A 14,175-nucleotide genomic window follows, 5' to 3' on the forward strand; every position below is an offset into this window, starting at 1 on the left:
GGCTCAGCGTCACGCGCACGCCGGCCGATGCGGCCGAGGTCATTCTCGACGCGGTGCCGGCCGTTCTGCGCGCGACGGTGCCGGTCCTTGGTACGCCAGGACGGCGACCGGATTCAGCTGCACCGCCGCGCAGTACCGGAAGGTCGGGATCCCGCCGGCGGCGGACCGGCGGAAGCAGACGCGAGCCCGATCATCGAGGCGGTCCGGACCGGCCGGAAAGCCGTGCCGGCGGACGGCGACGCCCCCGTCGCGCTGCCCCTGCACGACTCCGAGGGCCGTCCTGTCGCGGCTCTTGCACTCGACTGGGCAGGCGCCCGGCGGTTGAGTGCCGCCGACCACGCCGCCCTCGCCACAGTCGCCGACCTGTGCGAGCAGACGCTCGAACGCACCCGTCTGGTGGCCGCCGAACACCAGCTGGTCACCCGGCTCGCGGCCCGTCTGCACCCCACCGCGCCCGCCATTCCCGACGGCTTGGACATCGCCCTGCGCTACCGGCCCGCCATGACCGGTCTGCACCTCGGCGGAGACTGGTACGACCTCATCCCGCTGGCCGGCAACCGCCTCGCGATCGTCGTCGGCGATGTCGTGGGACATCACATCGAGGCCGCCGCGGACATGGCGCAACTCCGTACGGTCATCAACACGCTGATCCGCCTGGAGGTGCCGCCGGAGAAACTGTTCGCGCGCTTCACGGCCCTGCTCGGCCGCAACTTCTGGGGCACCGCCGTGGTCGTGCTCATCGACCCCGCCGAAGGGCGCGCCGACATGGTGGGTGCCGGCCACCCCGCGCCGGTCCTCGTCCGTGCGGGACGGCCGCCGGCCGGTCTCGTCCTCGAGCGCAACCCGCCGCTGGGACTCATCCAGGCGGACTGCCGGGTCACCTCCGTGGCGATCGGCCCCGGCGACACACTGCTGCTCTTCACCGACGGCCTGATCGAGCGGCGCGACCGCACCTACGACGACGGCGTGGCCGAGCTGCACCGGCGGATCGCCGCCGCCCCGGCCCATGCCACCGCCGACACCCTGGCCGACACCGTGCTCACCGCGACCACCGGCGGCGAGGACGACCAGGCGCTCGTGATCGTGCGGTTCCGCGCCGCCGGCGACCGCACGCTGCTGCGGACCACCTTCACCGCCGAGGACATCAGCGACCTGCGCCGCACCGCCCAACGATGCGCGGTCGGGGCGGGCCTGGCGCCACCGAAGCTCGACGACTTCACCGTCGCCGTCTACGAACTGCTCACCAACGCCGTCCGCCACGGTTCCGGCGGCGGCGAGCTGCACCTGCGGATCTCCGAGGCCACGCTGCTGTGTGACGTCACTGACAACGGACCCGGCCTGCCCGGCCTGCCCGGCACCTCGCCATCTATGCCGATGCCGCCGAGTCCCGACAGCGTCGGTGGCCGGGGACTGTGGCTGGTCCGGAACCTCACCGACGGGATCCAGGTACACCCCACCGCGTCCGGCACCTGCCTCACCATGATGATGCACCTCACGGAGCCGCGAGGAACCACGTGTGAAGATGTCGCCGGCCGCCCGTGAACGTTCGGTGTGCGGGATCGCGCCCGGCCGCCGCGTGTCCTAGCTCCGGATCATTCCCCGGCATGGGAACACGTCGTGGTGAACGTGCTGGCCTCCCTGGTGGGTGTTCCCGCTGCATGTCGTCGCGTTGCTGCGCGCCGCCGGCCAGGTGGCGGTGCTGCGGGCCATGGCGGACCTCCGGTGGTTCTGGTTCAGGGCGGCGGCGCTCGCGGTGTTCGCCCTGCCGGCGCCGCTGTTAATTCTCCTGATCTCCCATGGAGACGTGCGCGAGCTGGTGAACGCGCTACCCGTGCACCTCTTGATGGGACTGCTCGTCACCCGGCCGGCCGTCCGGTGGGCCGGCGTCGATCCCTTCGACGGCCGTCACCCCTTCGGTCACCAATGGTGGGTCAAGTTGACGGTCAGGGCGGCTACGGAGGTGGAGAAGAACACCGCCCAGCCCACCAGCTGGCGCGAGCCCACCCGGAGATGCGCCACGAGCGCGCCGAGGAAGTAGAGCACGAGCCCGGCAGCGGCAACGGTTCCCAGTAGCGGCACGACGAAGCCCGCCAGGAGGCCCAGCGAGCCCGCGGCCAGCGCCGTGCCCAGCACCGGCAGCCACGACCGTGGCACCCGTTTCATGTCCGCCTGTGCCTTCGGATAGTCGTGACCGGTCAGGTAGGTGACGGCGGCGATTCCGGTGAGGATCGACGCGAGGATGGTGACGGTGACGTAGGCGGCGTACAACTGCTCTCCTTCGGGGTCTACCGGATGTCTGACGGTCGGTTAGCGCCGGTGCGCCGACGGTAGTAGGAAACCGTGACGGCGGCGAGGAGCGGGCCCCACAGCAGCATCGGTGCATAGCAGAGGGTCATGACGGCGCCGGCGATTCCGTGCGGGGAGTCGGGGTGGCCGTTGGTGTCCGGGCCGTACCAGGTCACCGCCATGGCGATGGTCAGGACCGTGACGGCGGCCGAGCCGAGGGCCGCAGGAACCACCGCGGCCGGCAGCGGCACCGGCCGGCCACCGAGGACCGGCAGCCACCCGGGAAACCGTTCGCCCCAGGGTCGTACCAGGCCCAGGGTGAGCAGCCCGAACCCCTCCGCGACCAGGCTCAGCACGACGAGATAGGTGGTGATGGCCCAGCCGGGCGCGGCGAAGTCCCGGGCCAGCTGGCCGCTGAAGCCGACCGGGATGCCCGCACCGAGCGCGAGCCGCCAGAGGCCCGACGGCAGGAGTGCCAGCGGCACGGCGCGGGCGGCCCACACCGCCCATCGAGGCGGGGCGGGAGTGGCGATCAACGATGTCATGACCCGAGTGTGCGGCCGGGTACGGGCCCGCCCCAGATGCCGGAACGGCCCTTTGTACCGCCACCGGGATGTGCCGATCGGCACATGCGCGCACCGGTCGCATCCCCTACAGTTGCCGCGATGAGCAAGCGGGACGGTGCCGGTGCGGCGGCGACCGCATCGCTGACGCTGGCGGGAGCCGCCGGCACGGCGATGATCGGCCCGTTGCCGGTGCTGCCCGTGGCCGCCGTGGCCGCCGCGGTGGTGGCGGTGCTGGGATGGCCGCAGCGCACCGCACCGGTGGTGGCGGCGGCCGGAACCGCCTCACTGGCCGGCACGGCGGCACATCTCCTGCTCCGGCCCGTCGAGCCGCGGCTCCCGGTGCCGCTCGCGCTCGTCGAGGTGGTCGCGCTGCTCGCGCTGGTCGCGGTGGCGGCCCGGCGGCTCCCGCCGCGACGGGCGGCCGTGGCGGCCCTGCCGGCGGTGGCCGGTGTGGGGAGCTGGGTGCTGCGGGTCGGGGCGCCGATGTCGGCGCTGACGCTCACCGGCTGCGCGGTGTGGGCCATGGTGGGGCTGGGCGCCGGTGCGGTGGGCGGATATCTGCGGCTGCTCGAGGTGCAGCGCCGGCGTGCGGTGCTGGCCGAGCGGCGCGACCAGCGCCTGTACCTGGCCGGCGAGCTGCACGACTTCGTGGCTCATGACGTCAGTGGGATCCTCGCGCTGGCTCAGGCCGCGCAGCTGCTGCCCGCCGGCGAGGCGGATCGGGTGACGCGGATCCTGCAGGCCATCGAGCAGGCGGGGCACCGAGCGCTGGCGTCCATGGATCGGACGGTCCGGCTGCTGCACGACAGCGAGCCCGGGCCCGGCTCCACGCTGGACGACGTGCCCGATCTGGTGGCCCGGTTCTCCGCCGCTCAGGAGGTCACGATGCGGGTCGACGTCGCTGCGGACGTGCCGCGGGAGATCAGCGGCACCGCGTACCGGGTGATCGTCGAGGCCCTCACCAACATCCGGCGGCACGCGCCGCGCGCGACCCGGGTCGATCTGGCGGTGCGGACCTCCGGCGACCTCGTGACGGTGGAGGTGCGCGACGACGGGGGAGCGGCGCCGGCGATCCTCCCGGCGCGCCAGGGTGGGCTGGGGATCGCGGGCCTGACCGAGCGGGTCCGGCTCCTCGGCGGCATGGTCGAGGCGGGCCCCTGCGCCCCGGCGGGATGGTGTCTTCGTGCGACGCTGCCGCTGGCGGGCACCCGGCCGGCGGTCCCGTCGTGACGATCCGGGTCCTGATCGCCGACGACCAGCAGGACGTGCGCACCGCGTACCGCATCATCCTGGACGCCCAGCCCGACATGACGGTGGTCGCCGACGCCGCGGACGGGACCACCGCGGCCGGCCTGGCTCGTACGGTCCGCCCCGACGTCGTGCTCGCCGACATCCGCATGCCCGGTCTCGACGGGCTGGAACTCACCCGCATGCTGGCCGGCCCGGGCGTGGCGGATCCGATGCGGGTCGTCGTGGTGACCACCTTCGACCTGGACGAGTACGTGCACGCCGCGCTACGCAACGGCGCGTGCGGCTTCATCCTCAAGCGATCGGGGCCGGCGTTGCTGGCCGAGGCGGTCCGCGCCGCTGCGGCGGGCGACGCCCTGATCAGCCCCCAGGTGACGGTACGCCTGCTGAGCGCCTTCAGGGCCGCGGCGGGCGGGAACGGTCCGGCGCGGCCGGGCGCCCCACGCGAGCCGCTGACCCGGCGCGAGAAGGAGGTAGCCCGGCTGGTGGCACAGGGCATGACCAACGCGGAGATCGCCGCCGCGCTGTTCCTGTCACCCGGAACCGTGAAGAACCACTTGGCCCACATCCAGCGCAAGATCGGCGCACCCAACCGGGTCGGCGTCGCCGCGTGGGTCTGGGACACCGGCACCGCGATGCCGTGACAGGAGCCGCCGATGCGCATCGCCGGGGCGGCGGGACGGATCGCCACCAGCCGCGTGGACGGACAGACTCCGGGCTACCTTGCCCCAGCGCATGCGGCGTACAGCGTCTGGTCGACGCGGATGTCCCGGAGGTGCCTCGACCCACCTCGTACGGTCACCACAACAGTTCCGCGACAGCGAGACCGGCACCCCCGATGACGAACTCAGGGGCGCGGGCCTGGTGCACTGCTAGGGCACCAGCCCCGAAACCGAACCGGGACTGCGCGAGCTGTCTGCCGGTGACGAAATCCCATACGAGCACCTGACCGCCGCCGCAGCCCGCGACGGCAACGACTCGCCCGTCGGTGAGCACCGCTGTGGCCACCGCATCCACGGAAACTCCGGGTTCGACCAGGGGCTGCCCGACAGGAGTGCCGGTGGCCAGATCCCACACCCTCAGAAGGTTCAGTTCGCCGCCGACGGCGACCACCCGCCCGTCGGACAGCACCGCCGTGGCTACCGTGCGCGCGCCGATCAGATACCCGCGCCAGGTCAGTTGCCCGACAGCGGTACCGGCGACAAGGTCCCACACCCGCACCGTCCCGTCCATGCTGCTGCCGGTCACCGCGACCACCCGCCTGTCCGGCAGGACCGCCGTAGCCACCGCACACACGGAGGCTGTGTGTCCGGTCAGCGGTTGCCCGACAGGGTCGCCGGTGGGCAGGTCCCACACGCGCACCGTCCTGTCACTGCTGCCGGTGACCGCGACCACCCGCCCGTCCGGCAGCACCGCCGTCGCCACCGCACACACGGAGTCCGTGTGTCCGATCAGCGGCCAGACCGGGGTGCCGGTGGCCAGGTCCCACACCCGCACGGCGTGGTCACTGCTGCCGGTGACCGCGACCACCCGCCCGTCCGGCAACACCGCCGTAGCCACCGCACACACGGGGGTCGTGTGTCCGGTCAGCGGTTGCCCGACGAGGGCGCCGGTGGCCAGGTCCCACACTCGCACGGTCGTGTCGTGGCTGCCGGTGACCGCGACGGCCCTCCCATCGGGCAGCACCGCCGTGGCCACGGCACGCACCTCGGCAAGGGTTCCCCACAACGGTCGGCGAACCGTGGAGCCGGAAACCAGGTCCCACACGCGCACCGTCTGGTCGCTGCTGCCGGTGACCGCGACGGCCCGCCCGTCGGGCAGCTCCGCCGTAGCCACCGCGATCGCGCCGCTCGTGTGTCCGGCGAGCGGTTGCCCGACCGGGGTGCCGGTGGCCAGGTCCCACACCCGCACGGTCTTGTCGCTGCTGCCGGTGACCGCGACGGCCCGCCCGTCGGGCAGCACCGCCGTGGCCACCGCCCTGACGTCGTCGGTATGCCCGGCCAGCGGTTGCCCGACCGGGGTGCCGGTGGCCAGGTCCCACACGCGGACCGTCTCGTCGCTGCTGCCGGTGACCGCGACGGCCCGCCCGTCGGGCAGCACCGCCGTGGCCACCGCCGGCACATAGGACGTATGCCCGGGGAGCGGTTGCCCGACGGGGGTGCCGGTGGCCAGGTCCCACACGCGCACGGTCTTGTCGTGGCTGCCGGTGACCGCGACCAGCCGCCCGTCGGGCAACACCCCCGTGGCCACCGCCCTGACGTCATCGGTATGCCCGGTCAGCGGTTGCCCGACACTGGTACCAGCGACAAGATCCCACACCCGCGCCGTCCTGTCACTGCTGCCGGTGACCGCGACCAGCCGCCCGTCGGGCAACACCGCCGTGGCCACCGCCCAGAGGGAGTCCGTGTGTCCGGTCAGCGGTTGCCCGACGGGGGTGCCGGTGACCAGATCCCACACCCGCACGGTCTTGTCGCTGCTGCCGGTGACCGCGACCACCCGTCCGTCGGGAAACACCGCCGTGGCCAAGCCGAACACCATGTCTACGTTGCGCACGAGGGTTTCGCAGCTGGGGTCTTCCTGGAAGGCAACCGCCCATCGGACCTGCCATGCGCCGCCGATCGGCTGGTCGAAGGGCCGGCCGCGGAGGGCGACTCGGAGAGCGAGGACGGTGGCGTTGTGGGCTGGTCGGTCCCACTGCCACTCGTGCGTGACCTGGCGGATGGTCGGCAGCTGCGGCAGGTGGGGTCGCAGGCTCAGGGTGGAGGGCGGTCTCGCCGCGGCGGCGCGCAGCCGGACCGGGTCGAGGTAGGGCAGGAACGCTTCGGGGATGGTGCGGTCGTCGAGGACGCCGCCGGCCGCTGCGTGTTCGGCGAGGTGGCGACGTACGTACGGCGGTGGGGGGCGGTCACAGTCGACGGTGACCGGGACGTCGGCGAGGCGGGTGAGCTCGCGGGCGATCCGCGCCTCGACCATGACGACGTCCGCGCCGGTGACCGGGTCCGTGGGATCGGCAGGCGTCTGCCCCCGCTCGTTCCCGGCAGAGGTGGCGGCGAGTTCGCGCCAGCGGTCGCGCAGGGTGCTGCGGAGCAGGTCGTGGAAGAGGCGGTAGACCGTGACGCCGTCCTCGGTGTCGGTGACGAGGTACGCGCCGAGCCGGGAGCCGAGCAGGTCGGCGATCTGGTCGTCGCCGTAGTAGCCGCCCTCGTCGTCGACGGCGTGGGCGACCAGCGGCCAGATGTGGCGCCAGGGCAAGCCGGCGCCGTAGGCGAAGGCGACCGCGCGGAGCAGGATGACGGCCGTACGGCGTCTGCGCGCATCGGTGAGGCTGTGGTGCAGGTCCTGGCGGAACACGCCGAGCACGCCGTGGTCGAGGGCGCTGAGCCAGCCCGGGTCGTCGGCCGCGATGACGGTTTCCCGCGCGGCGAGCGACGAGGCGGCGATGCGGGCGATCAGGAACGAGCGGCCGGCTCGGCTGCCCAGAGCGGCGGCGACCTCGGCCGCGGTGGCCGCGCCGGCGTTCCGGTACGGCGACCCGGGGGTGTTGCGCAGGATGCTGTCGACGTACGCGACGACGTCGCCCTGGTCCCACCAGGGTGCCTCGTCGGCGCGGATCCGCCGGGCATGCAGGGCCGTTTCCGTGAGGTCGGCCAGCGAGCCCGGGCCGGGGAAGGTTGCCGGTTCCTCGCCCGCGGCGAGCGAGCGCACTCCGGCCAGTAGCCGAATCCGCGGTCTCCCCGGGTCCGGTTCCAGGCGTGCCAGGACCTCATGGACCAGGGTGTGGGGATTGGCCGCTTCGTCGAGCGCGTCGACGACGATGGTGACCGGTCGTTGCCGGTCGGCCAGCCAGTCGTGCCAGGCGGTCAGCCGTTCCTCGATGGTGGGCTCCGCGTGGCTGCTCGTCGGCGCGGGCACCTGCAACGCGGAGCACAGCTGGGCCAGAACCTGGGTGTGCAGCTTCCGGTGGCCACCACCGCGACGTCGACCGCGCCGGCGTCGGGGCGCAGGTCGGCGGGGATGGCGGCGACCTCGCCGGCATGGTCGTCGAGGAACTGGGGATCGCTCAGCGTGACCAGGCGGGCGAGGACGGCGGACTTGCCACTGCCGGCTCCTCCGGTGACGAGTGTCGCTGCCGGGGGTCCGGAGGCGGCGGCGATGAGCTGGCGGATCAGCGCGGCGCGGCCGGTGAACAGCCATCCGGGTTGGTCGTCGGTGGCCACTCCGCGGGCCTGGGGTCCCCAATGGGTCTCCACGTCCTGACGGGGCAGGGCGAGGTCGTGGCGGGCGATGCCCACCTCGACCGCTCGGTCCCGGCGGTAGTGCGGGTTGGGCAGGCACGGGTGCGGGCCGCTCACCCAGCCCAGTGGTGTGAAGCTCTGGGTCGGCCCGAGCAGTGCGCGTACCCCGTTGACGAAATCCGCCGCGTCGATGTAGCTGTTCTCGCCGTACTGGCGCCCGGTCGGCGCCTGCAGATCCTTCAGGAACTGGGTGATCGCCGTCGTCAGCGCGCCGACGACCGCCTTCTGGTCCCGGGCGACGCTCGTCAGGACGAGCCAGGTCGGCCGGAGCTTCGTGCTCAGTTCCCAGATGTCCTTCTGGACCGCGCCGGCGTAGCACAGGTCGAGGATGATCATCATGTGCTCGACGGAGGTGTCGTGCAGCCATCCGATGAGGTCGGAGGTGCGTACCGCCGTCGACGACAGCATGTCTTTGTCGCTGTCGTGCAGGACGAGGAAGTGCGTGTTGTGCTCGAGCGCGCCATGGCCGGTCACGTACAGCACCACCGCGTGGCTGCATCTCCACTGGTTGGTGCGGGCGATCTTCTTCAGTACCCGGATCTGATCCTCGTCCGGGTTGTCCGCCAGCTCCGGATAGCGGGGTTCGAACCGGCGTGCGCCCAGGTCCTCGGCACACAACCACCGCTGCAGTTCCCGCACCTCCTCGCCGACCCGGGGCAGGGCCGCGAATCTGGGGTCCTGGTAGTCGGTGGTGGCGACGGCAACGAAATGACGACGCAGGATCTTCTCGTCCACGGCGGTCACCCTGCGGCCAGGTGCGGAAGCGCCCGGAGCACCGCCCGCCCGGCCGCTTGCCGGCTCAGATATCTCTCGGCCTCGTGGGCGTCGCCGCCGTTGTCCACCACCACCTCGTCGCCGGCATCGATCTGCGGCCACCAGGTGCGCAGTTCGCCGGCGCAGGCAACCGGGTCGCGCAGGTCCCGCAGGTTGACCCAGGCCGGCACGTCGACGCGGCCGGCCGGCAGCCGGCTGCGGATCATCCGCAACCCCAGCGGCGAACCCGCCGTGAGGAACAGCCGGACGCCGCTGCCGGGATGCTGCCGCAGGTACTCGTGAGCCACGACCGAGCCGAGAGAATGCCCGATCAACACCGTGCACCCACCGGTCATGGCCTGCTCCACGCGGGCGTCGACCCGCGCCTTGACGCCGGGGTCGGACAGGTATCGGCGAACCTGGCGCAGGACACCGACGTACAGGATTCCGGCCGCGGCGCCGAACCGGCGGTCGAGTGCCCGCAGCACCACCTGCACCGGTCGCGGCGTACGCGTATAGGCCTTGAGGTCCTCGTCGGCAGCGGCCCTCAGCTCCGCCGGCGTCACCGCCTCCGCGGCCGCCTCGACCACCTCGGCGGTCTCGACGGTGTCCATTCCCCGCAGTTCTTCCGGTGCTTCCGCCGGGAGTTCGTCATCGCCGGATTTCGTGGCCGGGCCGGCCGGCTCGCGGAGGTAGATGTCGCCGTAGAACGCCAGATCCAGTGGGGGTTGCTCCACCGGGTGGCCTACCGCCCGCTCCAGCCCGTCGGCCAGCGCCGGCGTCCACGACCGCAGCAGCTGGTGGCGCCCGCGCTGATGCTTGGCCATCCCGTGCACGCCCACCAGCTCACTCACGGCGAACTCCCTCTCCGAACCGGGCAGCACCGACACTATCGACATTCCGGCAAAAGAGACAATATGCCTGTGCACCTTCACTCGATCAGCACCTCCCACCGGGACGGGCCCGTCCTTTCGGCCGGGCCCGTCCCGCTGGTCGTCAGGGGCAGCTCGGCGGGGTGGTCGGCCGGTACACGATCATGCGTACGGTGAACGCACCGGATCCGTTGCCGGGAGTGTCGTCGTTGATCCGCAGGTGCAGGGTGTCCTGACCGGGCCCGCTCGTGCAGTTCTGGTAGGGCCGCTGGGAATGCGCACCGACGAAGAAGTAACCGTCCGCGTTGGTCTTGCCCAGCACCGAGAACGGCGCCGCGCCGGGCAGTGGCGAGTCGTTGTCGGCACGCCAGCCGGGCCAGCCGTTCGGCCCGTTCTCGCCGGTGAACCAGACTCCGGCCCAGATCTGACCCGAGGAGCTGTACTGGACCCAGTCACCGTTCTGCACGACCACCCCGCTGTCGACGTCGCCGTCGAACTCGCGCAAGGTCTTCGTGAGGTCCGCGGCAATGTAGCTGTCCGCCGGAGGCGACGCAGGGCCACTCGCGCCACCGCCGCCGGTGGATCCACCGCCGCCGGTGGATCCGCCACCGCCGGACCCGTCCTCGCCGTCACCGCAATCCTGACACCGTACGGCCTGCGCCGGCGTACCGGTGCCGACCACCGGTGCGGCCAGTGCGGCGACGACCAGAGCGCCGCGGAGCAGCGCGACGAGTGCGCGACGGTGAGGGTTCATGACAATCTCCTTGTCGGTCATGGTGAGTCCTTTCAGAAAGGTGGGCGTGCCGTTCCTGTCGCATGCTGTGCGGCAGGACGAAATGAGCTCGTTCCCCTGCCCGTTTCGGCGGTAAGGGATTTCACTCCTCGACCATGACGGGGTCCGGTTGCACCGGTCTGGCATGCACCTTGCACCGATGAGGCGGGCCATATCGGCTACGCCGAGAGGTTTTCGGCGCGACATCCGGACGTCGCCCGGGACATATGTCCCGGAACCTCGCCCTGATGAATCGTGCCCGCGGTATTCTCCGGCCGTTCGCTCACTGCGTTCGTCGCTGACCCGGAGTGGTAGCCGGAGAGGGCGCGATCGGGATGCTGCGGACAATGGTGTCCTGCGCCCAGCGTTCGGTGAATCCCGCGACGAACGACAATCCGCCGTAGTGGTGGAGCGAGGCCGCCGCGGCCGGAGCTCCGTGTCACCAGATGATTACGATCACCGATGCTCGCCGCATGCCACCATCGCCGGTGTGGGTGGCTGCGGCGGCGGGGTCAGGAGTGGGGGCAGGTGTCGCGGTACTCCTGGATGGCCGGTCCGCTGGGCGCCGGGCAGAGGAACTGCTCGTACCGGGTGTCGTTGTCGATGAAGCGCTTGAGCCAGGAGATGCTGTACTTCGCGATGGTGACGTTGGACGAGATCGGCGCCGCGTGGCCGGCGTTGTCGAGTTCGAGGTAGGCCTTGTCCAAAGTGGCCGGCAGGCTGGTGTAGAACGGCTCGGCGTACGAGCCGACCGGGGCCGTGGTGTCGTTCTCGGCGCCGATCACCAGGGTGGGCACGCGGACCGGGGACCAGTTCGCATTGTCGTGGTACGGGGTCAGCGGAATCGCCGCCTGCAGCGCAGGGCGGGTCGTGGCCGCCGCGAGGCTGCCGCCGCCGCCCATGGAATGGCCCATGACGCCGAGCCGGCCGGCGTCGATCCGGCGGCGGACACTGCTGCGCTGGGTCAGGTAGTCGAGCGCGGCGAGCAGTTGGGTGCCGCGGCTGTCGGGCTCGTCGAAGATGCTGAGGGTGTCGATGGTGATGACCACGAAGCCCTGGGAGGCCACCCGGTTGCCGTACCAGGCGATGCTGGACTGCGTGCCGAAGTAGCCGGGGGAGATGGCGACGGCGCCGAAGGTGCCGGCGGAGGTGGTGGTCGGGTAGTGGACGGTCCCGCCGCCGAACCCGGTGGCGTTCCCGCGCGACACGGTGGTCGTGGCGGTGGCGAACGGGCCGAGGTCGGCCTCGATGCTGGCCACGGTGGGCGCCGGGCCACGCTCGTACGGATTCCCGGCGACCACGGCCGGCGCCTGCGCCGCACGGGCCGGCGGGGTGTGCGCAATCGCCGGGGCGACCAGCGTCGCCGCGATCGCCAGCGTGCTCACCAGGCGGGCGCGTCGGCCCGGCCGTGCGGAGTGGCGTGGTGCTGCGGGTGAGGCGTGTCGCGGCATGTCAGACGCTCCCGTAGATCGAGAAGTGTCTATGGAGTTACCTGATGTTACTTGGTCATTACATCTTCGACAATCGAGGCGGTGAGGTAACCGGCGGTCCGCCACCTGTCAGCCGGCCTGCACCCGGACCATGCGGCGGGCCAGCTCACTCGGTCGCCCGAGGACCAGGCCGTGCCGCCGGGCTCAGCCCGTCGGCATCGCCCGTGCGGCTGCCGCCGCCCGCTGGACCAGGTCGCGCCCGTCACCCGCCGGGTCGAACGCGTCGACGGTGAGCGAGACGGCCTCGTTCGAGCGCTCCACCGGTGCCGTCAACGCCGCTACCGTCCGCCCGCTGCGCTCGACCATCACCACCGCCTGCGGGAGGTATCCGGCCAGCATCGCCTTGAAGATCGGATGGTTCGCCGCGAGATACTCCCTCACCAGCGCGTCGACGAACGCGGCGAACGCCTCCGGGTCTACCGCGTACTCGTCGATCTGCAGATCGACCACGCCGCACGGCCGGCCGGCGACCGGCACCAACGCCTCGGTCATCCGGAAGAAGAGCTGCGCCACCCTTGTCGCCGGGTTCCAGAGCGTCTCCCCGGTCGTCGCATCGTCGAAGTACTGACTCACCGCGCCATGATCGCAGCCGCCGCTCGTCCGCGCCGCCAACGTGTCGGAGGACGCGGGAGCCCGACCGCCGGAGGTCAGCGCTACCGGCCGGCCCTGGCGGCTGATCTGGCACCGGGCGGTGCCTCGAGCGATGACGGCGGCCGGTGGGGACATCGCCGAATTCCGGGTGGAGTACACGCCGACGAGCCGGGACGGCCGTTTCGGAGTCTTCCAGCTCTATGTCCGAGCGGTCCCGCTGGGTGACGCGGCGACCACCGCGCTGGCCCCCCACGTCCGGGACTTGCAGGCCTGGCCTTCGGCTTCGCCACACGACCGGAACAGAAGGGGGGTACGCCCCCGCCCTGGGCGCCGCCGCCGGGTAGAAGGATGCGCTCGATGGTGCGCCGGACAGAGGTGATCACCGCTTGGCGCGGGGCAGAACCCCGTTTTCGGCGGTTTCTCGGCCACGGATGACCACTCAGCCGGGGGCGAGCGCCCTCTCCAAAAGCGCGGGCCAGGACAGCGGCCGAGGCGCGGCCGCCGGCCTCGGGCGGTGCCTGCTCCAGCTCCTCCGCCAGGGCTTGCAGGAGCGTCTCCGCGGTCAGGGCAGTCCATGACCGAGGCGTCACGGTTTCTGGCGCGTACGCCGGAAGCGTGACGGTTCGGCTCGGTTGGCCGCCCGGCGGAAGCCGGCCGTGAGACCGTTCGGGGAAGACCACCTCACGAGCGGGGAGATCCGATGGTCACGGTACCGGCGGGCAGCACGCTCCTGCTGCGGTGCCCGGGCGAGCAGCCGCTCGCGCTGATCGCGCTGGCCGAGGTCAGTGCGGCGTTCGTGGCCGAGCTGCCGCCGATCCCGGTGCTCGGCCCGGACGGCCCGGGCAGCCGCCGCTTCGGCATCCTCGAGCTGGTCAGCACCGCCGGCGTCACCTGGGTCGAGGCGGAGCTGCGCGACGGCACCCTCACCCTCACCGGCGAGCCACCCACCGACGTGGTCCAGCGGCGCGGTGCCGTCCGGCGCCCCGGCACGTACGCCGCGACGGGCACCGCCCAGCTCGACTCCGAACCGGGCCGCCGGCTGGTGGCGGTGGCCGGTCAGGTCGAGGACGTCTCCACCAGCGGCCTGCTGCTGCGCGCCGCGCCCGCCGGCAGCGTCCACCTGCCGCCCGGCATCGTGCGTACCTTGCTGCACGTCAGCATGCCGTGGGGCGACATGGCGGCGACGATCACGACGGTCGACCAGCGGGCGGACCAGTTGCGGGGCACGTACGAATGGATGGACCCGGCCGACGAGGCGGCCCTGCGCGACTTCTGCTCGGCGCGCTGAGACCCACCGTGCCG

General features: G+C 72.1%; 12 protein-coding genes. 4 read left to right on the plus strand and 8 right to left on the minus strand.

Going from position 1 to position 14,175, the window contains the following annotated elements; translation table 11 throughout:
- The first annotated feature begins 87 nt into the window (after nt 1-87).
- Complete coding sequence (locus tag IEY99_RS31865) at nt 88-1,542, plus strand: ATP-binding SpoIIE family protein phosphatase (protein ID WP_189207823.1); 1,455 nt, start codon at nt 88-90, stop codon at nt 1,540-1,542.
- A 375-nt stretch (nt 1,543-1,917) separates the two neighbouring features.
- On the opposite strand, the gene IEY99_RS31870 is transcribed toward IEY99_RS31865, so the two are convergent.
- Together IEY99_RS31870 and IEY99_RS31875 are read right to left on the minus strand one after the other, a co-directional pair.
- Nucleotides 1,918-2,268 (minus strand): DoxX family protein, encoded by a 351-nt coding sequence (locus tag IEY99_RS31870; protein ID WP_189207824.1) that lies wholly within the window; start codon nt 2,266-2,268, stop codon nt 1,918-1,920.
- A gap of 17 nt (nt 2,269-2,285) precedes the next feature.
- Nucleotides 2,286-2,831 carry a hypothetical protein gene (locus IEY99_RS31875; protein ID WP_189207825.1) on the minus strand — a complete coding sequence of 182 codons (546 nt, stop codon included), beginning with the start codon at nt 2,829-2,831 and terminating at the stop codon, nt 2,286-2,288.
- A 120-nt stretch (nt 2,832-2,951) separates the two neighbouring features.
- On the opposite strand from IEY99_RS31875, the gene IEY99_RS31880 reads away from it, so the two are divergent.
- On the plus strand, nt 2,952-4,082 hold the full coding sequence (locus IEY99_RS31880) for a sensor histidine kinase (RefSeq protein WP_189207826.1): 1,131 nt from the start codon (nt 2,952-2,954) through the stop codon (nt 4,080-4,082).
- Nucleotides 4,025-4,744, plus strand: a complete 720-nt coding sequence (locus tag IEY99_RS31885) for a response regulator (RefSeq protein WP_189207827.1) — start codon at nt 4,025-4,027, stop codon at nt 4,742-4,744. The genes IEY99_RS31880 and IEY99_RS31885 overlap by 58 nt, the downstream gene beginning before the upstream one ends.
- Before the next feature lie 154 nt (nt 4,745-4,898).
- Here the strand turns inward: IEY99_RS31885 and IEY99_RS31890 are convergent, their stop codons facing one another.
- From IEY99_RS31890 to IEY99_RS31915, 6 genes are all read right to left on the minus strand, one after another.
- On the minus strand, nt 4,899-8,012 hold the full coding sequence (locus tag IEY99_RS31890) for a WD40 repeat domain-containing protein (protein ID WP_189207828.1): 3,114 nt from the start codon (nt 8,010-8,012) through the stop codon (nt 4,899-4,901).
- A complete protein-coding gene (locus IEY99_RS31895; RefSeq protein ID WP_189207829.1) occupies nt 7,961-9,130 on the minus strand; it encodes a P-loop NTPase family protein in 1,170 nt (389 codons plus the stop codon). Before IEY99_RS31895 ends, IEY99_RS31890 begins: the two co-directional genes overlap by 52 nt.
- 5 nt (nt 9,131-9,135) lie before the next feature.
- Nucleotides 9,136-10,002, minus strand: a complete 867-nt coding sequence (locus tag IEY99_RS31900; protein ID WP_189207830.1) for a hypothetical protein — start codon at nt 10,000-10,002, stop codon at nt 9,136-9,138.
- Between the two features lie 142 nt (nt 10,003-10,144).
- Complete coding sequence (locus IEY99_RS31905; RefSeq protein WP_189207831.1) at nt 10,145-10,774, minus strand: hypothetical protein; 630 nt, start codon at nt 10,772-10,774, stop codon at nt 10,145-10,147.
- 530 nt (nt 10,775-11,304) lie between these two features.
- Nucleotides 11,305-12,243: a dienelactone hydrolase family protein gene (locus IEY99_RS31910; RefSeq protein WP_189207832.1), complete on the minus strand. Its 939-nt coding sequence runs from the start codon at nt 12,241-12,243 to the stop codon at nt 11,305-11,307.
- Nucleotides 12,244-12,426: 183 nt separating this feature from the next.
- Nucleotides 12,427-12,855, minus strand: a complete 429-nt coding sequence (locus IEY99_RS31915; RefSeq protein WP_229799446.1) for a DUF6086 family protein — start codon at nt 12,853-12,855, stop codon at nt 12,427-12,429.
- 718 nt (nt 12,856-13,573) lie between these two features.
- Between IEY99_RS31915 and IEY99_RS31920 the strand changes: the two genes are divergently transcribed.
- Nucleotides 13,574-14,161, plus strand: coding sequence for a hypothetical protein (locus tag IEY99_RS31920; protein ID WP_189207833.1), 588 nt, complete (start codon nt 13,574-13,576; stop codon nt 14,159-14,161).
- The last annotated feature ends 14 nt before the right edge of the window (nt 14,162-14,175 follow it).

The organism is Couchioplanes azureus (assembly GCF_014648355.1).
Classification (GTDB): domain Bacteria; phylum Actinomycetota; class Actinomycetes; order Mycobacteriales; family Micromonosporaceae; genus Actinoplanes; species Actinoplanes azureus.

What these genes read in the sequence shown, in the direction of transcription:
- IEY99_RS31885 (WP_189207827.1), top strand. Translation starts at nt 4,025, where the DNA reads ATGGTGTCTTCGTGCGACGCTGCCGCTGGCGGGCACCCGGCCGGCGGT.
- IEY99_RS31920 (WP_189207833.1), top strand. Translation starts at nt 13,574, where the DNA reads ATGGTCACGGTACCGGCGGGCAGCACGCTCCTGCTGCGGTGCCCGGGC.
- IEY99_RS31905 (WP_189207831.1), bottom strand. Translation starts at nt 10,774, where the DNA reads ATGAACCCTCACCGTCGCGCACTCGTCGCGCTGCTCCGCGGCGCTCTG.
- IEY99_RS31910 (WP_189207832.1), bottom strand. Translation starts at nt 12,243, where the DNA reads ATGCCGCGACACGCCTCACCCGCAGCACCACGCCACTCCGCACGGCCG.
- IEY99_RS31880 (WP_189207826.1), top strand. Translation starts at nt 2,952, where the DNA reads ATGAGCAAGCGGGACGGTGCCGGTGCGGCGGCGACCGCATCGCTGACG.
- IEY99_RS31875 (WP_189207825.1), bottom strand. Translation starts at nt 2,831, where the DNA reads ATGACATCGTTGATCGCCACTCCCGCCCCGCCTCGATGGGCGGTGTGG.